The organism is Nocardioides agri (assembly GCF_013778305.1).
GTDB classification, from domain to species: Bacteria; Actinomycetota; Actinomycetes; order Propionibacteriales; family Nocardioidaceae; genus Nocardioides; species Nocardioides agri.
In genome coordinates this window covers 123,187-148,265 of the sequence record NZ_JACEIC010000002.1, presented here as the reverse complement: position 1 = coordinate 148,265, position 25,079 = coordinate 123,187, and the positions used below count along the sequence as shown (strand labels likewise).

General features: G+C 71.9%; 27 protein-coding genes and 4 tRNA genes. 14 read left to right on the top strand and 17 right to left on the bottom strand.

Going from position 1 to position 25,079, the window contains the following annotated elements; translation table 11 throughout:
- Window positions 1–35 precede the first annotated feature (35 nt).
- Window positions 36–737: a GNAT family N-acetyltransferase gene (locus tag HZF07_RS05255; RefSeq protein WP_157340087.1), complete on the top strand. Its 702-nt coding sequence runs from the start codon at window positions 36–38 to the stop codon at window positions 735–737.
- A 13-nt stretch (window positions 738–750) separates the two neighbouring features.
- Here HZF07_RS05255 and HZF07_RS05250 read toward each other — a convergent pair whose 3' ends face one another.
- Window positions 751–1,416: a hypothetical protein gene (locus tag HZF07_RS05250; RefSeq protein ID WP_157340086.1), complete on the bottom strand. Its 666-nt coding sequence runs from the start codon at window positions 1,414–1,416 to the stop codon at window positions 751–753.
- Window positions 1,417–1,534: 118 nt separating this feature from the next.
- On the opposite strand from HZF07_RS05250, the gene HZF07_RS05245 reads away from it, so the two are divergent.
- Both HZF07_RS05245 and HZF07_RS05240 read left to right on the top strand, forming a co-directional pair.
- Window positions 1,535–2,329: a HipA family kinase gene (locus HZF07_RS05245; protein WP_181644828.1), complete on the top strand. Its 795-nt coding sequence runs from the start codon at window positions 1,535–1,537 to the stop codon at window positions 2,327–2,329.
- Window positions 2,326–2,706, top strand: a complete 381-nt coding sequence (locus HZF07_RS05240) for a DUF3037 domain-containing protein (RefSeq protein WP_157340085.1) — start codon at window positions 2,326–2,328, stop codon at window positions 2,704–2,706. The genes HZF07_RS05245 and HZF07_RS05240 overlap by 4 nt, the downstream gene beginning before the upstream one ends.
- Here the strand turns inward: HZF07_RS05240 and HZF07_RS05235 are convergent.
- The 5 genes from HZF07_RS05235 to HZF07_RS05215 all read right to left on the bottom strand — a co-directional run bounded on the left by HZF07_RS05235 (window position 2,703) and on the right by HZF07_RS05215 (window position 7,369).
- The gene (locus HZF07_RS05235) at window positions 2,703–3,377 is read right to left on the bottom strand and encodes a response regulator (protein WP_157340084.1); all 675 of its coding nucleotides are present in this window, start codon (window positions 3,375–3,377) and stop codon (window positions 2,703–2,705) included. The two genes, HZF07_RS05240 and HZF07_RS05235, sit on opposite strands and share 4 nt — an antisense overlap.
- Window positions 3,374–4,606, bottom strand: a complete 1,233-nt coding sequence (locus tag HZF07_RS05230; protein WP_181644827.1) for a sensor histidine kinase — start codon at window positions 4,604–4,606, stop codon at window positions 3,374–3,376. Before HZF07_RS05230 ends, HZF07_RS05235 begins: the two co-directional genes overlap by 4 nt.
- An 18-nt stretch (window positions 4,607–4,624) precedes the next feature.
- Window positions 4,625–5,566 (bottom strand): D-alanine--D-alanine ligase family protein, encoded by a 942-nt coding sequence (locus HZF07_RS05225; protein ID WP_181644826.1) that lies wholly within the window; start codon window positions 5,564–5,566, stop codon window positions 4,625–4,627.
- Complete coding sequence (gene alr, locus HZF07_RS05220; protein ID WP_157340082.1) at window positions 5,563–6,678, bottom strand: alanine racemase; 1,116 nt, start codon at window positions 6,676–6,678, stop codon at window positions 5,563–5,565. The genes HZF07_RS05225 and alr overlap by 4 nt, the downstream gene beginning before the upstream one ends.
- A 67-nt stretch (window positions 6,679–6,745) precedes the next feature.
- Window positions 6,746–7,369, bottom strand: coding sequence for a M15 family metallopeptidase (locus HZF07_RS05215; RefSeq protein WP_157340081.1), 624 nt, complete (start codon window positions 7,367–7,369; stop codon window positions 6,746–6,748).
- A 145-nt stretch (window positions 7,370–7,514) separates the two neighbouring features.
- Between HZF07_RS05215 and HZF07_RS05210 the strand changes: the two genes are divergently transcribed.
- Genes HZF07_RS05210 through HZF07_RS05195 form a run of 4 tightly spaced genes read left to right on the top strand, consistent with a single transcriptional unit; the run spans window position 7,515 to window position 9,737 of the window.
- The gene (locus tag HZF07_RS05210; protein ID WP_181644825.1) at window positions 7,515–7,844 is read left to right on the top strand and encodes a PadR family transcriptional regulator; all 330 of its coding nucleotides are present in this window, start codon (window positions 7,515–7,517) and stop codon (window positions 7,842–7,844) included.
- A gap of 2 nt (window positions 7,845–7,846) precedes the next feature.
- The gene (locus HZF07_RS05205) at window positions 7,847–8,212 is read left to right on the top strand and encodes a DUF1048 domain-containing protein (protein WP_157340080.1); all 366 of its coding nucleotides are present in this window, start codon (window positions 7,847–7,849) and stop codon (window positions 8,210–8,212) included.
- Complete coding sequence (locus tag HZF07_RS05200; RefSeq protein ID WP_157340079.1) at window positions 8,209–8,976, top strand: ABC transporter ATP-binding protein; 768 nt, start codon at window positions 8,209–8,211, stop codon at window positions 8,974–8,976. The genes HZF07_RS05205 and HZF07_RS05200 overlap by 4 nt, the downstream gene beginning before the upstream one ends.
- Window positions 8,973–9,737: an ABC transporter permease gene (locus tag HZF07_RS05195; RefSeq protein ID WP_157340078.1), complete on the top strand. Its 765-nt coding sequence runs from the start codon at window positions 8,973–8,975 to the stop codon at window positions 9,735–9,737. Before HZF07_RS05200 ends, HZF07_RS05195 begins: the two co-directional genes overlap by 4 nt.
- A gap of 2 nt (window positions 9,738–9,739) precedes the next feature.
- Here the strand turns inward: HZF07_RS05195 and HZF07_RS05190 are convergent, their stop codons facing one another.
- The 4 genes from HZF07_RS05190 to HZF07_RS05175 all read right to left on the bottom strand — a co-directional run bounded on the left by HZF07_RS05190 (window position 9,740) and on the right by HZF07_RS05175 (window position 13,197).
- Complete coding sequence (locus HZF07_RS05190; protein ID WP_157340077.1) at window positions 9,740–10,483, bottom strand: sirohydrochlorin chelatase; 744 nt, start codon at window positions 10,481–10,483, stop codon at window positions 9,740–9,742.
- Window positions 10,484–10,562: 79 nt separating this feature from the next.
- Window positions 10,563–11,309: a phosphoadenylyl-sulfate reductase gene (locus HZF07_RS05185; RefSeq protein WP_157340076.1), complete on the bottom strand. Its 747-nt coding sequence runs from the start codon at window positions 11,307–11,309 to the stop codon at window positions 10,563–10,565.
- A complete protein-coding gene (locus tag HZF07_RS05180) occupies window positions 11,306–11,464 on the bottom strand; it encodes a hypothetical protein (RefSeq protein ID WP_181644824.1) in 159 nt (52 codons plus the stop codon). The genes HZF07_RS05185 and HZF07_RS05180 overlap by 4 nt, the downstream gene beginning before the upstream one ends.
- Complete coding sequence (locus tag HZF07_RS05175; RefSeq protein WP_157340075.1) at window positions 11,461–13,197, bottom strand: nitrite/sulfite reductase; 1,737 nt, start codon at window positions 13,195–13,197, stop codon at window positions 11,461–11,463. The genes HZF07_RS05180 and HZF07_RS05175 overlap by 4 nt, the downstream gene beginning before the upstream one ends.
- A gap of 365 nt (window positions 13,198–13,562) precedes the next feature.
- Here HZF07_RS05175 and HZF07_RS05170 point away from each other — a divergent pair, with 365 nt between their 5' ends.
- A complete protein-coding gene (locus HZF07_RS05170; RefSeq protein WP_157340074.1) occupies window positions 13,563–15,011 on the top strand; it encodes a glycine hydroxymethyltransferase in 1,449 nt (482 codons plus the stop codon).
- Window positions 15,012–15,082: 71 nt separating this feature from the next.
- Window positions 15,083–16,438: a cation:dicarboxylate symporter family transporter gene (locus tag HZF07_RS05165; protein ID WP_157340073.1), complete on the top strand. Its 1,356-nt coding sequence runs from the start codon at window positions 15,083–15,085 to the stop codon at window positions 16,436–16,438.
- A 40-nt stretch (window positions 16,439–16,478) separates the two neighbouring features.
- Here the strand turns inward: HZF07_RS05165 and HZF07_RS05160 are convergent, their stop codons facing one another.
- Window positions 16,479–18,125 carry an acyl-CoA dehydrogenase family protein gene (locus HZF07_RS05160; RefSeq protein ID WP_157340072.1) on the bottom strand — a complete coding sequence of 549 codons (1,647 nt, stop codon included), beginning with the start codon at window positions 18,123–18,125 and terminating at the stop codon, window positions 16,479–16,481.
- A gap of 17 nt (window positions 18,126–18,142) precedes the next feature.
- On the opposite strand from HZF07_RS05160, the gene HZF07_RS05155 reads away from it, so the two are divergent.
- From HZF07_RS05155 to HZF07_RS05145, 3 genes are read left to right on the top strand one after another with little or no spacing between them, the layout of a single operon-like run.
- Window positions 18,143–19,129 (top strand): YihY/virulence factor BrkB family protein, encoded by a 987-nt coding sequence (locus HZF07_RS05155; protein ID WP_157340071.1) that lies wholly within the window; start codon window positions 18,143–18,145, stop codon window positions 19,127–19,129.
- A 10-nt stretch (window positions 19,130–19,139) separates the two neighbouring features.
- Window positions 19,140–20,243 (top strand): potassium channel family protein, encoded by a 1,104-nt coding sequence (locus tag HZF07_RS05150; protein WP_181644823.1) that lies wholly within the window; start codon window positions 19,140–19,142, stop codon window positions 20,241–20,243.
- A gap of 49 nt (window positions 20,244–20,292) precedes the next feature.
- Entirely contained in the window at window positions 20,293–22,335 is a 2,043-nt protein-coding gene (locus HZF07_RS05145; protein WP_157340070.1) for an ATP-binding protein, read from the top strand.
- 12 nt (window positions 22,336–22,347) lie between these two features.
- On the opposite strand, the gene HZF07_RS05140 is transcribed toward HZF07_RS05145, so the two are convergent.
- The 4 genes from HZF07_RS05140 to HZF07_RS05125 form a co-directional block, all read right to left on the bottom strand.
- Window positions 22,348–22,548, bottom strand: a complete 201-nt coding sequence (locus HZF07_RS05140; RefSeq protein ID WP_157340069.1) for a hypothetical protein — start codon at window positions 22,546–22,548, stop codon at window positions 22,348–22,350.
- Between the two features lie 188 nt (window positions 22,549–22,736).
- Window positions 22,737–22,811, bottom strand: a tRNA-Val gene (locus HZF07_RS05135).
- A gap of 28 nt (window positions 22,812–22,839) precedes the next feature.
- Window positions 22,840–22,913 (bottom strand) — tRNA-Cys (locus tag HZF07_RS05130).
- 31 nt (window positions 22,914–22,944) lie between these two features.
- A tRNA-Gly gene (locus HZF07_RS05125) sits at window positions 22,945–23,017 on the bottom strand.
- Between the two features lie 132 nt (window positions 23,018–23,149).
- Here HZF07_RS05125 and HZF07_RS05120 point away from each other — a divergent pair.
- Window positions 23,150–23,971, top strand: coding sequence for an aminotransferase class IV (locus tag HZF07_RS05120; RefSeq protein WP_157340068.1), 822 nt, complete (start codon window positions 23,150–23,152; stop codon window positions 23,969–23,971).
- Here the strand turns inward: HZF07_RS05120 and HZF07_RS05115 are convergent.
- On the bottom strand, window positions 23,957–24,379 hold the full coding sequence (locus HZF07_RS05115) for an SsgA family sporulation/cell division regulator (protein WP_309504519.1): 423 nt from the start codon (window positions 24,377–24,379) through the stop codon (window positions 23,957–23,959). The genes HZF07_RS05120 and HZF07_RS05115 overlap by 15 nt on opposite strands.
- A 92-nt stretch (window positions 24,380–24,471) precedes the next feature.
- Here HZF07_RS05115 and HZF07_RS05110 point away from each other — a divergent pair.
- Window positions 24,472–24,543 (top strand) — tRNA-Val (locus HZF07_RS05110).
- A gap of 43 nt (window positions 24,544–24,586) precedes the next feature.
- On the opposite strand, the gene HZF07_RS05105 is transcribed toward HZF07_RS05110, so the two are convergent.
- Window positions 24,587–25,042: a GNAT family N-acetyltransferase gene (locus HZF07_RS05105; protein ID WP_309504517.1), complete on the bottom strand. Its 456-nt coding sequence runs from the start codon at window positions 25,040–25,042 to the stop codon at window positions 24,587–24,589.
- Window positions 25,043–25,079: the final 37 nt, after the last annotated feature.

The following is a 25,079-nucleotide window of genomic DNA, read 5'->3' as shown; positions in this document are numbered from 1 at the left end:
GTCCGGGAGCCGGCCCGGCAGGTGGTCCGACGCAGATGAGCCTGCGCCTGGTCGTGCAGGACCGGGGCCACGAGCTCGCCGGCGTCGCGCGCGAGGGCGAGGCGTGGGCCGCGGCCGCGCGTCGGACGGTCGCGAGCCTGCACGTCGAGCCGGTGCCGCTGGACCTCTCCGGCGAGGTGAAGCGGTTCGTCGTCGACCACGACAACCGCGTCGCGGTCCGGGCGATGACGCGCGGCGACCTGCCGGAGGTGGTTCGCTGGCGCCAGTCCGAGCACCTGCACCGCTGGTGGGCGTCCGACGGCGAGCCGACGGCCGAGCGCGTCGCCGCCCAGTACGGCCCGAGCATCGACGGGATGACCCCGACCCGGATGTGGATCGCCGAGGTCAACGGGCGGTCCGTGGGGTTCGTCCAGGACTACCGGGTCGGCGACTACCCCGAGTACGCCGTGCTCGGCCCCGATCCCACGGCCATCGGCGTGGACTACGCGCTCGCCGAGGAGTGGAGCGGCCGCGGCCTCGGGGTCCGGGTGCTGTGGGCGTGGATGCTGCGCGCCCGCCACCGGTTCCCCGAGGCCACGGCCTACTTTGCTGCTCCCGACCACCGCAACGCGGCCTCGCTGAGGCTGCTCGCGAAGGTCGGCTTCACCGAGGGCCTGTGGTTCGACGAGCCCCAGGAGGACGGAAGCGTCGACACGGTGGTCGGGTGCACGCTCGACGTCCGCCGGGTCCTCGGCTGAACCTCGGCCGGCCTCAGCGCTTGTAGGTGTAGAAGATGCCGCTGTCGGTCGCGACGAAGCCGCCGCTCGGCTTGATGACCGCGCGCCAGTAGTAGCGACCGTGGCGCGGCGCGGGCAGGCCCGTCTTGAAGACGCTCCGCTTGTTCGTGCGGAGGACCTTCCACGTCTTCCACTTCTTGCCGGCCTTCTTCAGGATCAGGACCTTGCCGTGGTACGTCGGCGCCACCTTGCCGACCAGCAGGACCCGGCGGACGCCCTTGTTCTGGACGGTCACCTTGCGCTGGACCTGGTAGGGCGCGTCGGCGCTGGTCGGCGCGAAGTTCGGGTTGCCGCTGTAGGTGACGCGGAACGTCCCGCTCGTCAGCGCCTTCGTGTAGCCGCTCAGGTAGGGGCCGGTCGCCTGGGCGACCGTGACCCAGGTCGAGGAGCCGGCGTCGAGCTGCTGCAGCGTCGTGACGGCGTCGGTGCCGATCGCCGCGCTGCCGGACGCCGTCTGGATGACGATGTTGTAGTAGTACTGCGATCCGTAGACGGGCACTCCCGGCTGCTGTTGGTAGTCGCTCACCTCGACCCACTGGCCGCTGGAGTTGTAGGTCGAGACGACGGTCGCCTCCTGCGCGGAGGCGGGGGCGGCGCCGGCCACCCCGAGAGCGCATCCGACCAGGATGGTCGCGATCACTGAGCTGATGGCACGACGAACGTTCATGGGTGTCCTGTCCTCCCGGAAACGGCGCCTCCATCGGGCGCCACGACGACCCTATCCGCAGGATCGGGTGCGAAACCCTAGGCTGGCGCCCGTGCTCCCGATCGTCGCCGTGACCCGCTACGCCACGCCCCTCCGCGAGGGCGGCAGCCTGCCCGGCATCGTCGAGGCGAGCGACCTCGGCACCTACGTGTGCAAGTTCCGGGGCGCCGGGCAGGGGCTGCGGGTCCTGGTCGCGGAGGTCGTCGTCGGCGAGCTCGCCCGGCGCATCGGGCTGCGCACGCCCCGGCTGGTGGCGCTCGCGCTCGACCCCGAGATCGCCCGCTACGAGGCGGACGAGGAGGTGCAGGACCTGCTCAACGCCAGCGCCGGTCTCAACCTCGGCGTGGACTTCCTGCCCGGCTCGTTCGGCTACGACAGCCATGCGATCGCCAAGCCGGGCGTGGGGGCGAAGGTGCTGTGGCTGGACGCCTTCACCGCGAACGTCGACCGCTCGTGGCGCAACCCCAACCTGCTGGTCTGGCACGGCGACGTGTGGGTGATCGACCACGGCGCCTCGATGTACTTCCACCACGCCTGGGCGGGCGGCGCCCTGGAGAAGGAGGGCGCCGAGCAGCGGTTCGCCGACCAGCCGTGGAGCATCGAGGACCACGTCTTCAGCTCCCAGACGACCGGCCTGGCCGACGCCGACGCCGAGATCAGCACGCTGCTCGACGAGCAGGTGTTCGCGGAGGTGCTCGCGGAGGTCCCCGACGAGTGGCTCGAACCGGTGCCAGGGGCGGAGACGCCGGACGCCGTGCGCGCGGCGTACGTCTCGTTCCTGACCGCTCGCCTCGGCACGCGCCAGTGGCTGCCGCTCGCCGACGACGCGGCGGAGGTGGCTCGATGACCTCCCTGGCCTACCAGTACGTCGTGCTGCGCTGCGTGCCGCGGGTCGACCGCGAGGAGTTCGTCAACGTCGGGGTGGTGCTCTACTGCCAGGCCACCGACTTCCTGCAGGCCGCGTGGCACGTCGACCGCGACCGGCTCACCGCCCTCGACCCGCGCCTCGACCTCGACCAGGTGTGCGAGGCGCTCGAGTTCGTCGAGGGCGTCTGCGCTGGCGACGCGCGGGGCGGAGCGGCCGCTGGTCGCCCGATGAGCCAGCGGTTCGGATTCGTCAAGGCGCCCCGCAGCACGGTCATCCAGCCCGGCCCGGTGCACGGCGGCGTCACGGCCGACCCGGCCCGCCAGCTCGAGCACCTGCTGGAGCGGCTGGTCTCCTAGCCCGGCCTCTGGGCGAGTCCGTGCTCGTGGGCGAAGACCACGATCTGCACCCGGTCGCGCAGCCCGAGCTTGCGCAGGATCGCGCCCACGTGGGTCTTGACGGTCGACTCGCTGAGGAAGACCTGCCCGGCGATCTCGGTGTTGGACAGGCCGCGGGTGACCGCGCCGAAGACCTCGCGCTCCTTCTCGGTCAGGGAGAGGTACGACGCGGGCGCGGGCGTCTGCTCCCGGAACGTCCCCTCGAGCAGGGCCGACAGGTCCGTCGGCGCGAGCACCGCGTTGCCGGCGTGCACCGTGCGGATCGCGTCGCGCAGCATCACGGGCGTGGTGCCCTTGAGCAGGAAGCCGCTGGCGCCGTAGCGGATCGCGGTCGCCGCGCGGTCGTCGAGGTTGAACGTGGTGAGCACGATGACCCGCGTCGGCCGCTCCCGGCGGGCGGTGCGCTCGGGCAGGAAGATCTGCCGGGTCGCCTCCACGCCGTCCATCTCCGGCATCCGGATGTCCATCAGCACGACGTCGGGCTCGAGCTCCTCGACGAGCCGGACCGCCTCGCGCCCGTCGCCGGCCGCGCCGACGACCTCCATGCCGTCCTGGGCGTCGACGATGACGCGGACCCCCTCGCGGAAGAGGTCCTGGTCGTCGACGAGGAGGACGCGGATGGGCTCGGTCATCGCGGCCTCACCGGCACCCAGGCGGTCGTGGTGAAGGTCGGCGGGTCGAGCCGTCGGCGTACGTCGAGGCGCCCGCCGACCGCCTCGAGGCGGCGGCGCATCCCGTCCAGCCCCTGCCCGGCCGGCGGGGGCGGTGCGGCCGGGTCGAGCCGCACCAGGGGCTCGGTCTCCGGCGCCGTGGTGTCGAGCGTGTTCTGCACCTCGATGCGCAGGTCGCCCTCCCAGTGCCGCTCCACCCGGACCGGCTGGTCGCGGCGGCCGTGCTTGATCGCGTTGGTGAGCATCTCCTGGAGCACCCGGAACGCGACGACCTCGAGCTCCGGCGGCATCGGCTGCGCGATGCCGACCTCGGTGGACACCACCTCGTGCCCACTGGCGCGGACGCCCTCCACCAGCGCGTCCAGATCGACCTGCCGGGTCGGCGCGGACACGGCGCCCGAGGTGGAGGCGAGCACCTGGCGCACGTCGTCGAGCGAGCTGCGGGCGGAGGTGGCGATGTTCTGCATGGTCCGCTTGAGGCCCTGGGTGTCGACGTCGTCGAGGTACTGCGCCGACTCCGCCTGGGCCAGGATCACCGCCAGCGAGTGGCCGACGACGTCGTGCACGTCGCGGGCGAGCTGGGCCTGCTGCTCGCGCAGTCGGGCGATCTCCTCCGCCTGGTCGCGCTCGGCCTCGGCGGCGACCTGCGAGGCCCGGGACTGGTCGGCGCGGGCCGAGAAGCGCAGCGCGAGCCCGGCCAGCCACGGCACGCCGAGGACGGCCATGCCGGCGACCGCGGCGGTGACCTGCCAGCGGTCACCGAAACGGGTGCTCTCGACGAGCATCTCGAAGCCGGCGGTGTCCAGCGCCGTGTAGAAGACGCTGGGGGAGATCCAGACGACCGCGATCGCGGCGGCCAGCGGGATCGAGAGGGCGCTCGCCAGGACGGTCGCCGCGCTGCCCCAGCGGGCGGCGCCGAACGCCACGACGCCGATCGCGAGCTGGGTCATCAGCAGCTGGGTGCCGGTCAGCACCTGGAGCGTGCCGACCACCCACACCACGGCGAGCGCGACCGACGGCAGCCGCCGCGCGAGCGCCGCGGCACCGGCGATGCCGACGACGACGAGCACGAGAGCCGGGCGCGGGTCGTCGACGTAGGCGGAGGCGTCGATCCTGAAGATCTCGACGAGCCCGACCAGCAGCACCCCGAGGCCGACTGCGAGGTCGGGCAGCCAGCTGCGCCACGTCATGCGGTCAGCGTTCCACATTCAGCGGGCGCTCCGGACGAGCTCGTCCAGCAGGTCGGCGTAGCCCAGCCCGGCGGCCGCGAACATCCGGGGCACCTGCGAGTGCTCGGTCATCCCCGGCACCGTGTTGACCTCGTTGAGCACGGGCCCGGCCGAGGTCAGGAAGAAGTCCACGCGAGCGACGCCGGCACAGCCGAGGGCGTCGTACGCCGCGAGTGCGGCGTCCTCGAGCGCCTTGGCGTCGACGTCGTCGAGGGCGGCCGGCACCCGGAGGTCCGCCTCTCCGCCGTACTTGTCGTCGTAGTCGAAGATGCCGTCGGCCACGATCTCCAGCGCGGGCGACGCGACCACGGCGCCGTCCGCGCAGCGCAGCACCGCGATGTCGATCTCGCGGCCCTCCACGACGTCCTCGACGAGCACCCGGTCGTCGAGGGCCAGCGCGGCGTCGAGCGCGGGCCGCAGCGTCTCGACCGACCGCACGAGGCTGACGCCCCGGCTCGAGCCGGCCGCCACCGGCTTCACGACCACCGGGTGCGTCCACCTCAGGTGACCTGCGGTCGCGGCGCTCACCAGGACCCCGGGCGCGGTGGCGATGCCGACGGCCTGGGCAACCAGCTTGGTGGCCCACTTGTCCATGGCGAGCGCGCCGGGGCGGATGCCGGAGCCGACGTAGGGCAGGCCGGCGAGCTCGCACAGCGCGGCGAGGGCGCCGTCCTCACCCCGCGGCCCGTGCACGACGGGGAAGACGACGTCGCAGCCGCGCAGCACCTGCGCCGCGCCGCTGAGTCCGATCGGGCGCAGCCCCCGGTCGCGCCAGGTGCCGTCGCGGTCGATCGTCAACGGCACCACGTCGTACGTCCCCGGGTCCAGCGCCGCCGCGACGGAGGCGGCGGACGCGAGGGAGACCTCGTGCTCGCAGTTCTGGCCGCCGCCGATGACGGCCACGCGGGTGCGGGCGCTCACGTCCGGCTCCGCACCCGGGCGCCGAGGCCGGTGACGACCTCGTGCTCGATGGTGTCCGACCAGCCCGCCCAGTCGGCGGCTGTCGGCTCGCCGTCGTCGCCGGGGCCGAGGATCGTCACGGTCTCGCCGGGCTCCGCGCCGCCGGGGCCGACGTCGACGACGCACTGGTCCATCGAGATCCGGCCGACGAGGGGGCGCCGAGCGCCACGCACCAGCACCTCGGCGCGGTCCGAGGCCGGTCGGGGCAGCCCGTCGGCGTACCCGAGCGGGATCAGTCCGAGGTAGGTCGGGTGCGCGGTGCGGTGTGCGTGGCCGTAGCCGACCGCGGTCCCCGCCCGCACCCGGCGCACCGACACGAGCGGTGCCGTCAGCGTCAGGCCCGCCCGCAGCGCGACCGTGCCGGAGGGGTCGATGCCGACCAGGCCGGCACCGACGCGGCTCATCGTGTGGTGCGCGCGGGGGTCGGTGAGCGTCGCCGCCGTCGACGCGAGGTGCCGGTCGACCGGCCGCAGGCCCGTCGCGCGGGCGGTCTCGAGCGCCCACGCGAACCGGGTGCGGCCCAGCGCGTTGCACTCGTCGCTGGGGTCGTCGGCGCAGCCGAGGTGGCCCATCACGCCGACCACCTCGACCTCGCCGCGCTGCTCGGCCCGGCGGGCCGCGCGGCACAGCTGCGCCCAGCACGCGGGGTCGGCGCCGTCCCGGGCCATGCCGGCGTCGACGTGCAGGTGGACGCGGTGCCGGCCGGGCGCGGCCGCAACGGCGGCGAGGTGCTCGAGGCTCGGCACGGCGACCTCGACGTCGCGGGCGGCGGCCGTCGCCCAGTCCGCGTCGACGGGGTTGAGCCAGCTCAGCAGCGGTACGGCGAGGCCGGCGTCGCGCAGCGCCCACGCCTCGTCCAGGGACGTGACGCCGAGCCTGGTCGCGCCGTGTGCGAGGGCGGTGCGGGCGACGCCGAGGGCGCCGTGGCCGAACCCGTCCGCCTTCACCACGGCCATCAGCTCTCCGGTGGCCCGGCCCGCGAGCAGCCGGGTGTTGGCGGCGACCGCGCCGAGGTCGATGTCGAGGCGCGGGCCGCTGCCGAGGCGCGGGGCCAGCACCGCCAGGGCGCTCATCGGGGTCCCCGCGGAAGCGTGGAGTGGAGGAGCGAAGCGGGGGAGCTCCGCGGTTTCGTGGGGTGGTTCATGCCGCCACCGCCTGGGCGATCGGGCCGTAGAGGGCGTGCTGGGCCTCGGTGACCAGCGCCCAGTAGCGGTCGCCGAAGCTCCAGTGCCACCACTCGGTCGGGTAGTTGACCAGCCCCTGCGCCCCGAGCACCTCGGCGAGCAGGTCGCGGTGCGCCCGCGCGTCGGCGCCGATGCCGTCGGCCGCGGTCCAGCAGCGCCCGTCGGACTCCTCGGGGGTCGCGTCGATCGCGGTGCCCAGGTCGAGCTCCTCCCCGCACGCGTCGACCAGCGTGAGGTCCACCGCCGCGGCGGCCACGTGCGGCGCTACGTCGACCGGCGAGACGAAGCGGCTGGTCAGCCGCTCGAGGTCGGCCTCGCCGGCGCCGGGGTGCAGCGCCCGCAGCGTCGCGGCGTACGACGCGATGATCGCGCGCTGCTGCTCGACCGGCCGGTGGCCGTCGACCACCCGCAGCCGCACGCCGAGCGGCAGCAGCGCGTCGGCGGCGACCAGCCGCTCGGCCAGGCCCAGGCGCACCACGGCACCGGCAGGGGAGAGGTCTCGGGGCAGCCGGACGAGCGGCTCGCCGCACTCCACGACCGGCACGGCACGCACCCGCGGGTCGGACAGCAGGATCGTCATGCTCCCGACGCTAGGGACGACGAGCGGCCCTCCGCGTCCACCCCAGGTGCCGGTCGACCCGCCTCAGGTACCGGCTTGCACGACCCGGTATTCAGTGTCACTATGTACTGGTAGTCAACAACACTGAGTAGTGAGAGGAGGCCTCGTGGGCAAGCAGATGAGCGAGATGCTCAAGGGCACGCTGGAGGGGATCGTGCTCGCGATCCTCGCCGGCCGGCCGGCGTACGGCTACGAGATCACCGCCTGGCTGCGCGACCAGGGCTTCACCGACATCGCCGAGGGCACCGTCTACGCCCTGCTCGTGCGCATCGAGCAGCGCGGCCTCGTCGACGTGGAGAAGGTCCCGTCCGAGAAGGGGCCGCCGCGCAAGGTCTACTCCCTGAACGACCAGGGACAGACGCAGCTCGACGAGTTCTGGAGGACCTGGAGCTTCCTCGCAGAACGCCTTGACCGGCTCCGCGAAGAGGAGAAATAGACATGGCATCGAAGTGGATCGAGAAGGTCACCGGGTCGCTGGCCCAGAAGAAGCAGTACAAGGAGACCAAGGCCCGCGTCGAGGCGCTCCCGGAGCCCTACCGCGCGTCGGCGGAGGCCTTCAACCGGTACTTCATGTACTACGGCGGCATCACCGACGGCGACACCATCGTGCAGATGTCGGCCGACCTCGCCGACCTGTGGGAGCGCGCGGCCGTCGACGGGACCCCGGTGCGCGCGATCGTCGGCGACGACCCGGTGGAGTTCGCCGAGACGTTCGCCCAGGCCTACGTCGGCAAGCGCTGGATCGACAAGGAGCGCGCCCGGCTGGTCCGGGCGATCGAGGACGCGGAGCGGGGGGAGGCATGACCGCCACCGCCACCGCCATCCGGGTGGAGGGGCTCGAGAAGTCCTACGACGAGCTCGCAGTCCTGCGCGGCGTCGACCTCCACGTCGAGCAGGGCAGCATCGTCGCGCTGCTCGGCTCCAACGGCGCCGGCAAGACGACGCTCGTGCGCATCCTCTCCACGCTGCTGCGCGCCGACGCCGGCACCGCCAGCGTCCAGGGGTACGACGTGGCCGCGCAGGCCGCGGACGTGCGGGAGTCGATCAGCCTGACCGGTCAGTTCGCGGCCGTCGACGAGATCCTCACCGGGCGCGAGAACCTGATGCTGGTGGCCCGCCTGCGGCACCTGCCGGACGCCGGTCGGGTCGCCGACGACCTGCTCGCGAGGTTCGACCTGGTCGAGGCCGGCGCCCGCAAGGTCGCGACGTACTCGGGCGGGATGCGGCGCCGGCTCGACATCGCGATGAGCCTGATCGGCGAGCCGCCGGTCGTGTTCCTCGACGAGCCGACCACCGGCCTGGACCCGCAGGCGCGCACCGAGGTGTGGGCGAGCGTCAAGGAGCTCGCCGCGCGCGGCACCACGGTGCTGCTCACCACGCAGTACCTCGAGGAGGCCGAGCGCCTCGCCGACAGGATCGCGATCCTCCACGAGGGCCGGATCATCGCGGACGGCACCCTCGCCGACCTCAAGCAGCTCTTCCCGCCGGCGCACGTCGAGTACGTCGAGAAGCAGCCCACCCTCGAGGAGATCTTCCTCGCCATCATCGGAGCGGAGCAGAAGTCATGAGCGCGACCCACGCGATCGGCGACACCGTCGTCCTCACCGGGCGGTCCATGCGGCACATCACCCGCAGCGTGGACACCATCATCACGACCGCGATCATGCCGGTCGCGATGATGCTGCTGTTCGTCTACGTCTTCGGCGGTGCGATCGACACCGGCTCGGTCGCCTACGTCAACTACATGCTCCCCGGCATCCTGCTGATGACGGTCGCCTCGGGGGTCGCCTACACGTCCCTACGGATCTTCAACGACGTCCAGGGCGGCGTCTTCGAGCGCTTCCAGTCGATGCCGATCGCCCGCTCGTCCGTGCTGTGGGCGCACGTGCTGACCTCGCTCGTCGCCAACGTGATCTCCCTCGCGGTCGTGCTCGCGGTCGCGGTGGTGATCGGCTTCCGGTCGGGGGCGAGCGTGCTCGCCTGGCTCGGCATCGCCGGTGTCCTGGTGCTCTTCACCCTCGGGCTGACCTGGCTGGCGATCGGCGCCGGCCTGTCCGCGAAGACCATGGAGGGCGCGAGCGCGTTCGCCTACCCGCTGATCTTCCTGCCGTTCATCAGCTCGGCCTTCGTGCCCACCGAGACGATGCCGACCGTGGTGCAGGCCTTCGCCGAGCACCAGCCGGTCACCCCGATCGTCAACACCCTGCGCGCCCTGATCGAGCAGCAGCCGGTCGGCACCGACGGCTGGCTCGCCGTCGCCTGGTGCCTGGGCATCCTCGTCGTGGCCCACGCCCTCGCGCTCGCGGCCTACCGCCGCCGGTCTGCCTGAACTCAGACCGGGACCAGCTCGACCGCGCCCACGGCGTACCGCGCCAGGATCGTGCGCGCCAGCTCCGGGTGCGCGCCCAGTGGCTCGGACACGGCCACCGCACCGGCCTCGAGCGCGAGCTCCGCGGCGCGGTCGGGCAGGAAGCCCGGCGCCAGGAAGAGCGAGGCGACCGCGATGTGGCGGCGGCCCTCGGCGCGGAACTGGCGGACGGCCTCGCCGGCGGCCGGCGGCGCAGCGGAGGCGTACGCCGCGACCACGGGCAGCTTGTGCCGCGCGCCCCAGACGCGGGCGAGACGGGCGACGGCCTGGTTGGCGAGCGGGTCGCTGGAGCCGGCCGCGGCCAGCACCAGCGCGTCGAGCTCGCGCACCCGGGAGGCGCTGAGCGCCTCGCGCATCCGGACGTCGAGGACCTCCAGGAAGCGCGGCTCCAGGCCGAGGACGGCCGTGGCCCGCACCTGGAGGCCGGGGTGCCGCTGCGTCGCCTCGGCGATCGCCTGGGGGACGTCGACCGTGGCGTGGTAGGCCTCGGTGAGCAGCAGGGGGACCACGACGATCTCCTCGTGGCCGGCCTTCACGAGGCGGTCCACCACCGTCTGGAAGGACGGCTTGGAGAGCTCGAGGAAGGCCGTCTCGACCTTGAGGTCGGGGCGCATCGCCTTGACCTCGTCGACGAGGGCCTTGATCGTGGCGGCGGACCGCGGGTCACGGCTTCCGTGAGCCAGGGCCACCAGAGCAGGAGCAGCCATCACACTGCCTCCTTCGCTGTGCGTGTTTCTGCGGGGTGTGCAGGACCGGCCACGCTGCCGGTCTGCCAGGTGCGGGGCGTCATGAGTGGATCCCGCACTCGGTCTTGTGGGTGCCGGCCCACCGGCCGCTGCGCGGGTCGTCGCCGGGGGCGACGCGCCGGGTGCAGGGCCAGCAGCCGATCGAGGGGTAGCCGTCGTAGACGAGCGGGTTGACCAGCACGCCGTTCTCGGCGATGTAGCGCTCGACCTGCTCGTCGGACCAGCGTGCGATGGGGGAGACCTTGACCTTCTGCTTCTTGGCGTCCCACCCGATGACCGGAGCGATCACCCGGTTGTGCGTCTCGGCGCGGCGCAGGCCGGTCGCCCACGCGTCGTAGGACGCCAGCGACTGCTGGAGCGGCTGCACCTTGCGCAGCGCGCAGCACAGGTCGGGATCGGTCTTGTAGAGGTCCTTGCCGTACTGGGCGTCCTGCTCGGCCACCGACTGCACCGGCGTGATCGTCAGCAGGTTGACCGGCATCGTGGCCTCGACGGCGTCGCGGGTGCCGATCGTCTCGACGAAGTGGTAGCCGGTGTCGAGGAAGACGACGTCGACACCCGGCGCCACCTTCGACGCGAGGTCGGCGAGCACCGCGTCGCCCATCGACGAGGTGATGCAGAAGCGCTCGCCGAACGTCGCGACCGCCCACTCGATGATGTCCTCGGCCGGGGCGAGCTCGAGCTCGGCGCCCCAGTGGGACACCAGCTCGCGCAGCTCCTCGGGCGAGCGGCCCTCGGTGTGGGTGGCGCGGTTGTTGCGGGCGGTGATCGTGGTTGCGGCGGTCATGACTGACCTCCTTGGGGTCGGAGCAGCCCGATGAGCTTGAGGGAGAAGGCGCGCATGCAGGACCGGCACTCCCAGCCACCGTGGGTGGACTCGTGCGGGCGCAGGTCCTCCTCCCCGCAGTAGGGGCAGTGGAAGGGGACGGCGCGCTCGCTCATGAGACCCGGCCCTCCAGCAGGGGCGCCAGGGTCTTGTCGCCGCGCAGCAGCTCCTCGTCGGCGCGGGCGACCCAGGTCGCGAACGACTCGCCGTCCGCGCGGTCGGCCAGGTAGTTGGTCACGATCGCGGTGATGTAGTCGTCCAGGCCCGCGCTGGTCACCTTGTGGGCCCGCAGCTTGCGACCGAAGTTGGCCTGCAGGCCGGTCGCGCCGCCGAGGTGGACCTGGAAGCCCTCCACCTGCCGGCCGTCGTCGTCGAGCACGAGCTGGCCCTTCAGGCCGATGTCGGCGACCTGGGTGCGGGCGCAGGCGTTGGGGCAGCCGTTGACGTTGACGGTGATCGGCGCGTCGAGGCCGGGGAAGCGGCGCTCGAGCTCGTCGACGAGGTCCCGGGCGCGGTTCTTGGTGTCGACGATCGCGAGCTTGCAGAACTCGATGCCGGTGCAGGCCATCGTGTTGCGCCGCCAGCCGGAGGGACGGCCCGACAGGCCGATCGCGTCCAGCCGGTCGAGCAGCGCGTCGACGACGGCCGGCTCGACGCCGATGAGCACGATCTTCTGGTACGGCGTGAGGCGGGCGCCCTGGACGCCGTACTCCTCGAGCAGGTCGGCGAGCTGGACGAGCAGCGTGCCGGAGACGCGGCCGGCGGTCGGTGCGACGCCGACGTACTTCTTGCCGTCCTTCTGGTCGTGGACGCCGATGTGGTCGCGGTGGCCCACCGGCGACTCGGGCGAGGGGTTCGAGACGAGCGCGCGGTCGAGGTACTCGTTCTCCATGACCTCGCGGAACTTCTCGATGCCCCAGTCGGCGACGAGGAACTTCAGGCGGGCCCGCGAGCGCAGCCGGCGGTAGCCGTAGTCGCGGAAGATCGACGCCACGGCCTCCCAGGCGTCGGGGACCTCCTCGAGCGGGATCCAGACGCCCATCTTCTGGGCGAGCATCGGGTTGGTCGAGAGGCCGCCACCGACCCACAGGTCGAAGCCCGGACCGTGCTCGGGGTGGACGGTGCCGACGAACGCGACGTCGTTGATCTCCGGCGCCACGTCGTGCGAGGGGTGGCCGGTCAGCGCGGTCTTGAACTTCCGGGGGAAGTTCGCGAACTCGGGGTTGCCGATGTAGCGGCGCTCGATCTCGGCCAGCGCGGAGCTGCCGTCGATGATCTCGTCGACGGCGACGCCGGCGACCGGCGAGCCGAGGAACGGTCGCGGGGAGTCGCCGCACGCCTCGAGGCTGTGCAGCCCGGCCGCGTCGAGGCGCTCCCAGATGCTCGGCACGTCCTCGATGCGGATCCAGTGGTACTGGATGTTCTCGCGGTCCGTGACGTCCGCGGTGTCGCGGGCGAAGTCGACGCCGATCTGGCCGAGCGCGCGGACCGTCGCGGGGGAGAGCAGCTTGCCGTCGGAGCGGACCCGCAGCATGAAGTAGCGGTCGTCCAGCTCCTCCTCGCCGAGGATCGCGGTCTTGCCGCCGTCGATGCCGGGCTTGCGCTGGGTGTAGAGGCCCATCCAGCGGAAGCGCCCGCGCAGGTCGGCGGGGTCGATGGAGTCGAAGCCGCGCTTGGAGTAGGTGTAGAGGATCCGGTCGCGGACGTTGAGCGGGCTGTCGTCCTTCTTGGACTGCTCGTTCTTGTTCAGCGGCTCGGTGTAGCCGAGCGCCCACTGGCCCTCGCCACGCTTGGGGCGGGGGATCTCGGTGCGCTCGGCACGCTTGGCGGTGAATCGGAGGTCAGACATCTCTGGCGATTCCTTGACGAGGCGGGGCTCGCGACCTGCGACCGGCGACGTTGCCGGGAGGTCAGCGGCCTGGGGGACGGCGACTGATCAGGAATGCCAACACATCATGCTGCGGGTACGGCCGAAGTCCACGTGGCGCCGGGCCACGAGGTACGTCGTCGTTGCAGCGAAGGTCATGTCAAGAAGTCTCAGGGGTTGGACCGCCTGCCCACAAGGCGAAATCTCGTGATGCGAGACGGCGTTTCAAGATGTGAGACACGGCGCCGGGTGCACCCGCTCATCCTCTGGAACCTGTGCGGCCCACGTCACATTCCCGGGCCGCAGGCCCTTCCCGGGTGGACGGGCGACGGCTCTAGTCTTGGCGCATGAGCGACCAGCGCATCGACTCCCTGACCAGCAGCGCCTACCGGCAGGCTCTCGAGGTGATCGCCTCGGTCGAGCCCCGCATCGCGGAGGCGACGCGCCAGGAGCTGGTCGACCAGCGCGGCTCGCTCAAGCTGATCGCCAGCGAGAACTACGCCTCGCCGGCCGTGCTGCTCACCATGGGCACCTGGTTCAGCGACAAGTACGCCGAGGGCACGGTCGGCCACCGCTTCTACGCCGGGTGCCAGAACGTCGACACCGTCGAGGCGCTCGCCGCCGAGCACGCCCGCGAGCTGTTCGGCGCGCCCTACGCCTACGCGCAGCCGCACTCCGGCATCGACGCCAACCTGGTGGCGTTCTGGTCGATCCTCGCGCACCGGGTCGAGACGCCGGCGCTCGCGAAGCTGGGCGCCAAGAACGTCAACGAGCTCAGCGAGGAGGACTGGGAGTCGCTGCGCCACGAGCTCGGCAACCAGCGCCTGCTCGGCATGTCGCTGGACGCCGGGGGCCACCTCACGCACGGCTTCCGCCCCAACATCAGCGGCAAGATGTTCCACCAGCAGCAGTACGGCACCGACCCGGAGACCGGTCTGCTCGACTACGACGCGGTCGCGGCGAAGGCGCGCGAGTTCAAGCCGCTCGTGCTGGTGGCGGGCTACTCGGCGTACCCGCGCCGCGTGAACTTCGCCAAGATGCGCGAGATCGCCGACGAGGTCGGCGCGACGCTGATGGTCGACATGGCGCACTTCGCCGGCCTGGTCGCCGGCAAGGTGTTCACCGGCGACGAGGACCCGGTGCCGCACGCGCACGTCGTCACCACGACGACCCACAAGTCGCTGCGCGGCCCGCGCGGTGGCCTGGTGCTCGCGCAGGAGGAGTACGCCGCCGACGTCGACCGCGGCTGCCCGATGGTGCTCGGCGGTCCGCTGTCCCACGTGATGGCCGCCAAGGCGGTCGCGCTGGCCGAGGCGCGCCAGCCCTCGTTCCAGGTCTACGCACAGAGCATCGCCGACAACGCCAAGTCGCTCGCCGACGGCTTCCTCTCCCGCGGCGCCACGCTCGTCACCGGTGGCACCGACAACCACCTCGTCCTGCTCGACGTCTCCTCCTTCGGCCTCACCGGCCGGCAGGCGGAGTCCGCGCTGCTCGACGCGGGCGTGGTCACCAACCGCAACTCGGTGCCCCACGACGCCAACGGCGCCTGGTACACCTCGGGCGTCCGGCTCGGCACCCCGGCGCTCACCACCCGCGGCTTCGGCCACGACGAGTTCGACCGGGTCGCCGAGCTGATCGTGCACGTGCTGCAGAACACCCAGCCGGGCACCACCAAGGACGGCAAGCCGTCGAAGGCGTCGTACACGCTGGGCGAGGGTGTGGCCGACAAGGTGCGGGACGCGTCCGCCGAGATGCTCGACAAGCACCCCCTCTACCCGGGCATCGACCTCTCCTGAGGCACCGTTTGTCGATCGTCCCCCCGGGTACGCAGTGAGGTAGTCCACACGCCTCGTCTCGGGAGGACGACATGACTGCCACCGTCGACCGCACGCACGGCGACGCCGTACCTCCGCCGAAGAACCGCACCCACTGGCTCTACGTCGCGGTCGTCGTGGCCGTGGGGCTGGGCATCCTGGTGGGACTGCTCTTCCCGGACTTCGCGGTCCGGTTGAAGCCGCTCGGCGAAGCGTTCGTCGCCCTGATCACGATGATGATCCAGCCGGTCATCTTCTGCACGATCATCCTCGGTGTCGGGTCGGTGGCGAGCGCCGCGAAGGTCGGCAAGGTGGGGCTCGGCGCGATCCTCTACTTCCTGGCGATGTCGACGTTCGCGCTGACGATCGGCCTCGTGGTCGGCAACCTCCTGCACCCCGGCGACGGGCTGCACATCGACGACGAGGTCGCGTCAGCCGGCGCCGCCCAGGCGGAGGAGGGGCACGGCAGCACGGTCGACTTCCTCCTCGGGATCGTCCCGGACTCGCTGTTCTCCTCGCTCACCTCGGGCGACGTGCTCGAGACACTGCTGGTCGCCCTGCTGATCGGGTTCGCACTCCAGCAGATGGGCCCCGCCGGCAAGCCGATCCTGACCGTCGTCGAGTACGCGCAGAAGCTGGTCTTCCGGGTCCTCGCGATGATCATGTGGGCCGCTCCCGTCGGCGCCTTCGGCGCGATCTCGGCGGTGGTGGGGGAGACCGGGGCCGACGCGCTGAAGAGCCTCGCGATCCTGATGTTCGGCTTCTACCTGACCTGCGCGGTGTTCGTCTTCGGGGTGCTCGGCACCGTGCTGCGGGTCTTCGCGGGCGTCAACATCTTCTCGCTGTTCCGCTACCTGGCACGCGAGTTCCTGCTGATCCTGGCCACCTCCTCGTCGGAGTCGGCGCTGCCGCGGCTGATCGCCAAGATGGAGCACGCCGGTGTCGACAAGACCACCGTCGGCATCGTGGTGCCGACCGGCTACTCCTTCAACCTCGACGGCACCGCGATCTACCTGACGATGGCCACCCTGTTCGTCGCCCAGGCGCTCGACGACCCGCTCAGCATCGGCGAGCAGATCTCGCTGCTGGTGTTCATGATCATCGCCTCCAAGGGCGCCGCCGGCGTCACCGGTGCCGGCCTGGCGACCCTCGCCGGTGGCCTCCAGTCGCACCGGCCCGAGCTGGTCGACGGCGTGGGGCTGATCGTCGGCATCGACCGGTTCATGTCCGAGGCCCGCGCGTTGACGAACTTCGCCGGCAACTCGGTCGCCACCGTGCTCATCGGCAACTGGACCGACGGCCTCGACCGCGAGCGGTTCGACAAGGTGCTCGCCGGAGAGCTGCCGTTCGACGAGCGGACGATGATCGACGAGGTGCCGGAGCGCGAGCGCGAACCGGCACCTGCCTAGCAGGTCACGAGACGCCGAAGCTGACCGATGGGCAGGCTGCTCACGCGGTCACGGGCGTCGCGCGGTCGACGATCGCCCGCAGGTCGCCGCCGTCGAGGGTGCCGAAGACGCCGTCGTACGACGTGCCGAGCCGCGAGGCGCAGAAGACGTCGGCCACCTCGGCGGGGGCGTGCCGCACGAGCAGCGATCCCTGGAGGACCAGCGCCATCCGCACGGCCAGCCGGCGCGCGTTGACCTCGAGCGAGGCCGGGTCGCCCATGAGCGAGCCGAGCAGCGCCAGTGTGTCCTCGATCGCGCGGTCGAGGCGGACGTCGCCACCGCGGGCTCGGCCGACCTCGGTGATCCACGCGTCGAGCACCTCGGGCTCGCGACCGAGGGCGCGCAGCACGTCGAGGGCGTTGACGTTGCCCGAGCCCTCCCAGACCGAGTTCAGCGGCGCCTCGCGGTAGAGCAGCGGCATGCCGGACTCCTCGACGTACCCGTTGCCGCCCAGGCACTCCAATGCCTCGGCGACCAGCGCCGGCGTGCGCTTGCAGACCCAGAACTTCGACAGCGGCAGCGCGATCCGGCGCAGCGCCGCCTCGTGCGGGTCGGCGATGTCGTCGACCGCCGCCGCGAGCCGGATCGCCAGCGCGGTGGCGGCCTCCGCCTCGACCGCGAGGTCGGCGAGCACGTTCTGCATGAGCGGCTTGTCGACGAGCAGCGAGCCGAAGGCCGAGCGGTGCGCCGTGTGCCAGGTCGCCTCGTTGACGGCGCGCCGCATCAGCGACGTGGAGCCGAGCACGCAGTCGAGCCGGGTCGCGGCGACCATCTCGATGATCGTGCGCACCCCCCGGCCCTCGTCGCCGAGCCGGTGCGCGACCGTGCCCTCGAACTCGAGCTCCGAGGACGCGTTGGAGCGGTTGCCGAGCTTGTCCTTGAGCCGGACGACGTCGAGGCGGTTGCGGGTGCCGTCGGCCAGCACCCGCGGCACCACGAAGCAGGTCACCCCGCCCTCGGCCTGCGCGAGCACCAGGAAGACGTCGTTCATGGGTGCCGAGGTGAACCACTTGTGGCCGTGCAGGGTGTACTCGCCGTCGACGGAGGTACGCCGCGCCTCGGTGACGTTGGCGCGCACGTCGGAGCCGCCCTGCTTCTCGGTCATGCCCATGCCGGCCAGCGCGCCGCGCTTGCCCGACGCGGCGCGGACGCCCGGGTCGTAGGACAGCGAGGCCAGCAGGGGCGTCCACTCCTTCGCCAGTGCGTCGTCGGCCCGCAGCGCGGGCACCGCGGCGTACGTCATCGAGATCGGGCAGCCGTGACCGGGCTCGGTGTGCGACCACGCCATGAAGCCGGCGGCGCGGCGCACGTGCGCGTGCGGCGAGTCGGACTCCCACGGGGCCGCGGCCAGGCCCTGGCCGACCGCGCGCTCCATCAGCCAGTGCCACGACGGGTGGAACTCGACCTCGTCGATGCGGTTGCCGTAGCGGTCGTACGGCGTCAGGCGCGGGTGGTGCTCGTTGGCCAGCATCCCGTGCTCACGGCCCTCGGCGGTGCCGGCGAGCGCTCCGATCGGGGCGATGTCGTCGACGACCTCGGGTGCGGCGTGGCGGGCGACCGCCTCGACGAGGGCGGCGTCGGCGGTGACCACATTGTGACCAACCAGCGGCGGGGCTTGGTTCGTCGTTACCCGGATGTCGGAAGCCATGTGCTTACGGTAGATCCATGCCTGCGGCGGAGCGTGCGGAGTCCCGGGAACCCGCGTCCGCTCTCGCCGACCGCCTGGGCCTCTGGCTGCGGGTCCAGGCGGAGCTCGTGTGGCGGCTGCTGGTGACGACGGTCGGGTCGTGCCTGCGCTACCGGGTGACCGGCCTGGCCGGCGAGGCGGCGTTCTTCGCGGTGCTCTCCGTGCCGCCGCTGATCTTCGCGCTGGCCGGCGCGATCGGCTTCGTCGCCGACCAGTTCAGCCCCGACCAGGTCGAGCAGGTGCGGGTCGCCGTCATCGACCTGTCCGCGCAGGCGCTCACCCAGGACGCGGTCAACACGATCATCGTGCCCACGATCGACGACGTGCTCCGGCCGGGCCGCTTCGACGTGATCTCGCTCGGCTTCATCCTCGCGCTGTGGTCGGGCTCGCGTGCGCTGCACGTCTTCGTCGACACCATCACGATCATGCACGGGCTGGGCGGGCACCGCGGGATCGTCAAGGCGCGCGCGCTGTCGTTCCTGCTCTACGTCGTGTCGATGGTGCTGGCGGTCTTCATGATCCCGCTGGTGGTCGCGGGCCCGGACCTGGTGCAGGACTGGCTGCCGGAGCGGCTCGACCTCCTCATCCACTTCTACTGGCCGGTCGTCGTCCTGATCAGCATCTGCTTCCTGGCGACGCTCTACCACGTGTCCGTGCCGGTGCGGACCAACTGGAGCTTCAACCTGCCGGGCGCGACCTTCGCCCTCGGCTGCTGGATCTTCGGCTCGTTCCTACTCCGGTGGTTCCTGACAGTCACCGCGACCGGCTCCGGGTCGATCTACGGCCCGCTCGCCGCGCCGATCGCGGTGCTGCTGTGGCTCTACCTCGTCTCGATCGCGGTGCTCGTCGGTGCCGCGGTCAACGCCTCGTTCGACACCGTCTTCCCGCAGGCCTCGACGGTGCTGGCGCGATCGGAGCTGGTGCAACGGCTACGCCGCCTCGGTGCCCGACCGGACACCCACTAGATTCACGACCGTGCCGGACGATTCGAGCGACATCACCCAGGGACGGGTCCGCGGGCAGCTGTCGCTGCCGGCGAGCACGGCGTCCCCGTGGTGGCAGCTGAGCCGCCGGCTGCTGCTGGCGGCGGGGATCCTCATCGTCACCGTGCTGATCGTCTACGTCGACCGCACGGCGTACCGCGACGGCAACGACCCGCCGAACTTCGGCGTCGACCTGGTCGACTCGATCTACTACACGACGGTCACGCTGAGCACGACCGGCTACGGCGACATCGCGCCCGTCGCCCCGCACGCGCGGATGATCAACGCGTTCGTCATCACCCCGCTGCGCATCGCGTTCCTGGTGCTGTTGATCGGGACGACCATCGAGGTGCTCGCCTCCCAGGGCCGCGAGCACTTCCGGAACGCCCGATGGAGGAAGAACATGAAGTCCCACGTGGTGGTGATCGGCTACGGCACCAAGGGCCGAGCGGCCGTCGACACACTCATCAACAACGGGCTCGACCGCGAGGGCATCATCATCGTGGACCCGGGCGCGGCCGCGCTCCAGGAGGCGCACGCCGACGGGCTCGCGGTCGTCACCGGCGACGCCACCCGGCGGGACGTGCTGCGCCGCGCGGGCGTCAGCGAGGCCGAGCAGGTCATCATCACGACCGACCGTGACGACTCCAACGTGCTGGCCACCCTCACGGTGCGCCAGCTGAACCCGGACGTGTGGATCGTGGCCGCGGTGCGCGAGCAGGAGAACGTCGCGCTGATGCGCCAGTCGGGCGCCAACTCCGTCATCACCTCCTCCGACGCGGTGGGCCGCCTGCTGGGCCTCTCCTCCCTGTCGCCGACGCTCGGCACGGTGATGGAGGACCTGCTCACCTACGGCGAGGGCCTCGAGGTCGCCGAGCGGGAGCTGATCGTCTCCGAGGTCGGCAAGCAGCCCCAGCAGCTGCCCGACCAGGTCATCGCCGTGGTCCGCGACGAGCGGGTCTACCGCTACTTCGACCCGGTGGTCACCCAGCTGGCCCGCGGCGACCGCCTCATCGTCGTACGCCCGGCGCGCGAGCTGCCGTGGGCGCCCCGGCCGGGCACGCACAACGAGGAGTTCGCGACCGACGAGCCGTAATCGCGCGGTTCCCCACATTCCGTGACCGGGCCGGACTACCCTGCTCGGCGTGGGTGGGGGCCCTGACGGCAGCGCGCTGCCGCGTGTGCGGACGAGGTCGCGTGAGTACGCCGGCCTGGGCTTCGGCATTGTCTGCGCAGCGCTGATCCTGGGGCTCTGCATCCTCACCCGCGACGGCGAGCTCGCCGGGTCGGTGTTCGCCAGCGAGCTCTGGCCGGCGGGCGGCCTGCCGATCGTGTGGCTGCTGGTCCGCGGGGCGCGAGTGGTGTCGATCGACAGCCTGCTGATGGCCGGCGCGCTCTACCTCGTCAACCTCCTCGTCGGTGCCGAGCCGGCCCTCGCCGCCGTGTTCGCGGTCTCGAACGTCGTTCAGACGTGGCTCGCGGTCGCCCTGCTGCGCCGCTGGTGCCCGGAGGTGTGGGGGTGCGGAGGCAGCCGGGGGCTCGACACCCCGCGGACGATCGCCCGACTCGGCGGGACGCTCTTCCTCGCGCTGGGGATCGGGGCCGTGGTCGGTGTCGCCGCGTCCGCCGCGGTCCCGTCGCTCGGGCTCGCGTTCGACCCGGTGGACAGCCTGCTGTGGTTCGGGCGCAACCTCGGGAGCGCCCTCGTCGTCGTACCGCTCGCGATCATGGTCGGGCACCGCATCACCTCGCCGGGGCCGCGCCCCTCACTCCGGGGACCGGACGCCGGCCCGCTGGAGCTGCTGGCCGCTGCCCTCTTCACGGTCGTCATGTACGGCCTGGCGTTCAGCCTCGAGGAGCTGCCGCTGGCCTTCCCCCTCCTCGCCGCGACCGTGTGGTTCGGCGCCCGGTTCACGACCCTGCTCAGCGCGGCGCACTCGTTCGTGGTGGGCCTCGCGACGATGGCGCTCACACTCCGGGGGATCGGCCCGTTCGCGGCGGTGGAGGACATCGAGGTCGGGTTCCTGATCGCCCAGTTCTACATCGCGACGATCGCGATCACCGGCCTGGCGATCGCGACCGGTCGCGACGAGCGGCAGGCGCTCGCCGACGCGCTGCGCCGGGCACAGGAGGAGGTGAGCTACGAGGAGAGCGTGCGCGCCGCGGTCATCGGGTCGATGACCGAGGGCGTCCTCGTCGTGGACGAGACCGGCGACCTCCTGGTCCACAACGACGCAGCGGCCAGGATCCTCGGGCTCGGTGACCAGCTCAGCACCCAGTCCCGGTTCTCGATGACCAGCTGGACCATCGACGGCGTGGAGATGACCGCCGCCGAGCGGCCCACCGCCCGGGCGCTGCGCGGCGAGCGCGTCGAGGGCGAGCTGGTGGTCGTGCGGGTGGCGAACGTGGGGGAGCGGGTGCTCACGGTCTCGGCCATCCCCCTGCCGCACGACGACGCCCACGACCGCAACCGGGCGATGGTGCTGCTCCGTGACAGCACCAGCGAGCACGCCCACCGCGAGGAGCTCGCGGCGTTCGCCGGCGTCGTCGCCCACGACCTGCGCAACCCGCTCGCCGCGATCGACGGGTGGACCGACATGATCGCTGACGAGCTGGACGCCGGAGCGCTCGACACCCAGCTCACACAGGAGTTCGTCTCCCGCGTCCGGTCCTCCTCACGCCGGATGCGGGAGCTGATCCGCGACCTCCTGGCGCACGCCACCAGCAGCGCGCGCAACCTCGACGTCAGGCCGATCGACGTCGCTGCCCTGGTCAGCGAGGTCGCCGCGGCCCAGCACGCCGACGGTCTGGTCAGCTCGGAGCCGGTGCCGGCCGTGCTCGGCGACCCGGTCCTCGTCCGGCAGGTCCTCGACAACCTGATCGGCAACGCGCTCAAGTACGTCGCGCCCGGGGAGGAACCGAAGGTGGCGGTGATCGGGCACCGCAGCGACGCCCGGCTGGTGACCGTCGAGGTGCACGACAACGGGATCGGCGTGCTCGAGGAGGACCGGCAGCGGATCTTCGAGGAGTTCCACCGGGCGCACTTCCAGGACTACGAGGGGAGCGGGCTGGGCCTCTCCATCGTGCGGCGGATCGTCACCCGGCACGGCGGCACCATCGAGGCCCTGCCGAACCCCGTCGGGCAGGGGTCGGTCTTCCGCTTCACCCTCCCGGCGTACGACGACTGACCGAGGGGCGGGTCAGGCGGCGTCGTGGGAGAGCCCCGGCAGCATGTGGTCGTGCGTGTCGCACCCGTGCTCGCAGGCGCCGTGGGTCGGCAGCCACACGACCGCCACCTCGGGTCGGGCGGGGTCGGCCAGCCCTTCGTAGGTGACGACCATCGACCGTCGCCCACAGGCTGGGCACCGAGCGACCTCCCAGCTCAGGAACTCGGAGTTCATGCGCTGGTGATACCCGGTGCGGTGATCGCCGACACCTCCCGTGCGGCGCGTCACTCCGGCGGCGACTCGCTCGGTCTCCCACTTCTCGAGGCGACTCGGCTCTTTCGAGAGGGGCGCACGGTCCGACACGGATGGACATGCACAAGACCCCTGGACTGCGTCTCCGCAGGTCAGGGGTCTTACGTTGCTGGTGGGCGATACTGGGTTTGAACCAGTGACCTCTTCCGTGTCAAGGAAGCGCGCTACCGCTGCGCCAATCGCCCGGGTCTTGAATTGTGGGGAGGGACTGCATGGAGGTGGGTACGGGATTTGAACCCGTGTACACGGATTTGCAGTCCGTTGCCTCGCCTCTCGGCCAACCCACCGTGGAGGCCAAACCTGGGAGAGACCTCTCCGAGCGGACGACGAGGCTCGAACTCGCGACCTCAACCTTGGCAAGGTTGCGCTCTACCAACTGAGCTACGTCCGCTTGCGCTCCGTCCGGTCACCCGGTCGGCGTGCGGTCAGAACAGTAGCCGATGCCCCAGACCATGCAAAATCCACCCCCCTCGGGCGAGTTGCGGCATCGGTCGGGCGCCCGCTGCGCGCCTAGGGTGACGGCATGCGCGTGTGGTTGAACGGTGCTCTGCTCGCCGACCCGACCGGACCGGCGGTGTCCGTGACCGACCACGGGCTCACCGTCGGCGACGGGGTGTTCGAGGCGATCAAGGTCGTCCACGGTCGGCCGTTCGCGCTCGACCGGCACCTGGCTCGGCTGCAGCGGTCGGCCGAGGCGCTCGGGTTGACCGGGGTCGACGACGACGACGTACGCCGTGGGGTGGCCGCTGTCCTCGACGGCGCCGACCTGCCGCTCGGACGGCTGCGGATCACCGTGACGGGTGGGCCGGCGCCGATGGGGTCGGGCCGCGGGGACGCGCCGCCCACCGTCGTGGTGGCCGCCGACGCGATGGCGCCCTGGTCCGAGACGACCGCGGTGGTGACGGTGCCCTGGCCGCGCAACGAGCGCGGGGCGCTCGCCGGCGTGAAGTCGACGTCGTACGCCGAGAACGTCGTCGCGCTCGCCGTGGCCCGCGAGGCTGGCGCCAGCGAGGCGATCTTCGCCAACCTGGCAGGTCACCTGTGCGAGGGCACCGGCTCCAACGTCTTCTACGTGGTCGACGGCGAGCTGCGCACGCCGACGCTGGCGAGCGGCTGCCTGGCCGGGGTGACCCGGGCGCTGATCCTGGAGTGGTACGGCGGCCGCGAGGTCGACGAGCCGATCGAGGTGGTGGCCGACGCCACCGAGGTGTTCCTCGCCTCGACCACCCGTGACGTGCAGGCGGTGGCGAGCTGGGACGGCCGCCCTCTGGCAGCTCCCGGGCCGGTCACGGCCGAGGTGGCCGCGCTCTGGCGCCAGCGCGAGCCGGAGCTACTCGGAGGCTGAGACGAGGGCTGCGACCAGCCTGTCGAGGTCGACCTGCTCGGTGCCGGGTGGCACTGCTGCGACCGTGCGGTCCAGGAACGCCGTGAGCTCCCTGGTGGACAGCTGCGCGATCAGCCGGCCGCTGGGCGAGCACAGCTCGAGGATCACCGAGGCGCGCCCCCGCTCGTCGATGCTCGGCGACACCAGCACGTCGCCCTCGCCGACGGGGTCGGTGCGGCCGACCATGAGCAGCTCCCGACCGATCAGCCAGCGGACCTCCTCGCCCGTTCGGCCGAAGGCGATCTCCACCGCCCACGGGTCGAGCGGGTCGTACCGCAGCCCGGCCGGCAGCTCGACGCTGCGGCCCCGAGCGTCCAGGCACTGGAGCCCGACGCGCTGGGTGACGTGGGGCGAGCTCGGCTGGTTCACGAAGACGAGACGGGCGGGCGAGCCGTACGTGACGCGGCTGGCACCCCGAATGTGATCGGTGCCGGAGTTTGGGCTAGAGTCGCTCTCCGCACGGGCGATTGGCGCAGTGGTAGCGCGCTTCGTTCACACCGAAGAGGTCACTGGTTCGAACCCAGTATCGCCCACCGTCGAGAAGGCCCTCACGCTCAGCGTGGGGGCCTTCTGCTGTCAGTCCAGGGCGATGGTCATGAAGCGGGAGTAGGGGTCGAGGCGGTAGTCGCCGAACGGGCCGCAGTCGACGAAGCCGTGCCGCTGGTAGAGCCGGACGGCGGACGCGAAGTAGTCCTGCGTGCCGGTCTCGAGGCTGACCCGGGTCAGGCCCCGGCGCCGTGCCTCCTCCAGCAGCCAGCCGAGCACCGCGGTCGCGACGCCGCGGCCGCGGGCGGTGTCCGTGGTGCGCATCGACTTGATCTCGCCGTGGTCGGCGACGACCTTGATCGCGCCGCAGCCGAGCAGCACGCCGTCCGCTCGTGCGGTGACGAACGTGATGCCGGGCGCGGTCAGCGCGTCGAGGTCGAGGGCGTGGACGCTCTCCGGAGGCGACTCGGAGTGCATGTCGTCGAGGTGCTGCTGGAGCAGCGCGCTCACGTCGTCGCGGCGGGGGTCGTCGAGGTTCACGTCCACGGCACAACGCTAGGACGCGGGCGCAGAAGACCGGACC

Coding starts and splice junctions, on each gene's coding strand:
- HZF07_RS05175 (WP_157340075.1), bottom strand. CDS start 13,197: ATGTCTGACCTCCGATTCACCGCCAAGCGTGCCGAGCGCACCGAGATC.
- HZF07_RS05215 (WP_157340081.1), bottom strand. CDS start 7,369: ATGACGATCCTGCTGTCCGACCCGCGGGTGCGTGCCGTGCCGGTCGTG.
- HZF07_RS05255 (WP_157340087.1), top strand. CDS start 36: ATGAGCCTGCGCCTGGTCGTGCAGGACCGGGGCCACGAGCTCGCCGGC.
- HZF07_RS05240 (WP_157340085.1), top strand. CDS start 2,326: ATGACCTCCCTGGCCTACCAGTACGTCGTGCTGCGCTGCGTGCCGCGG.
- HZF07_RS05140 (WP_157340069.1), bottom strand. CDS start 22,548: ATGAACTCCGAGTTCCTGAGCTGGGAGGTCGCTCGGTGCCCAGCCTGT.
- HZF07_RS05170 (WP_157340074.1), top strand. CDS start 13,563: ATGAGCGACCAGCGCATCGACTCCCTGACCAGCAGCGCCTACCGGCAG.
- HZF07_RS05190 (WP_157340077.1), bottom strand. CDS start 10,483: ATGGCTGCTCCTGCTCTGGTGGCCCTGGCTCACGGAAGCCGTGACCCG.
- HZF07_RS05230 (WP_181644827.1), bottom strand. CDS start 4,606: ATGACGTGGCGCAGCTGGCTGCCCGACCTCGCAGTCGGCCTCGGGGTG.
- HZF07_RS05200 (WP_157340079.1), top strand. CDS start 8,209: ATGACCGCCACCGCCACCGCCATCCGGGTGGAGGGGCTCGAGAAGTCC.
- HZF07_RS05165 (WP_157340073.1), top strand. CDS start 15,083: ATGACTGCCACCGTCGACCGCACGCACGGCGACGCCGTACCTCCGCCG.
- HZF07_RS05160 (WP_157340072.1), bottom strand. CDS start 18,125: ATGGCTTCCGACATCCGGGTAACGACGAACCAAGCCCCGCCGCTGGTT.
- alr (WP_157340082.1), bottom strand. CDS start 6,678: ATGAGCGCCCTGGCGGTGCTGGCCCCGCGCCTCGGCAGCGGCCCGCGC.
- HZF07_RS05235 (WP_157340084.1), bottom strand. CDS start 3,377: ATGACCGAGCCCATCCGCGTCCTCCTCGTCGACGACCAGGACCTCTTC.
- HZF07_RS05120 (WP_157340068.1), top strand. CDS start 23,150: ATGCGCGTGTGGTTGAACGGTGCTCTGCTCGCCGACCCGACCGGACCG.
- HZF07_RS05205 (WP_157340080.1), top strand. CDS start 7,847: ATGGCATCGAAGTGGATCGAGAAGGTCACCGGGTCGCTGGCCCAGAAG.
- HZF07_RS05180 (WP_181644824.1), bottom strand. CDS start 11,464: ATGAGCGAGCGCGCCGTCCCCTTCCACTGCCCCTACTGCGGGGAGGAG.
- HZF07_RS05155 (WP_157340071.1), top strand. CDS start 18,143: ATGCCTGCGGCGGAGCGTGCGGAGTCCCGGGAACCCGCGTCCGCTCTC.
- HZF07_RS05185 (WP_157340076.1), bottom strand. CDS start 11,309: ATGACCGCCGCAACCACGATCACCGCCCGCAACAACCGCGCCACCCAC.
- HZF07_RS05195 (WP_157340078.1), top strand. CDS start 8,973: ATGAGCGCGACCCACGCGATCGGCGACACCGTCGTCCTCACCGGGCGG.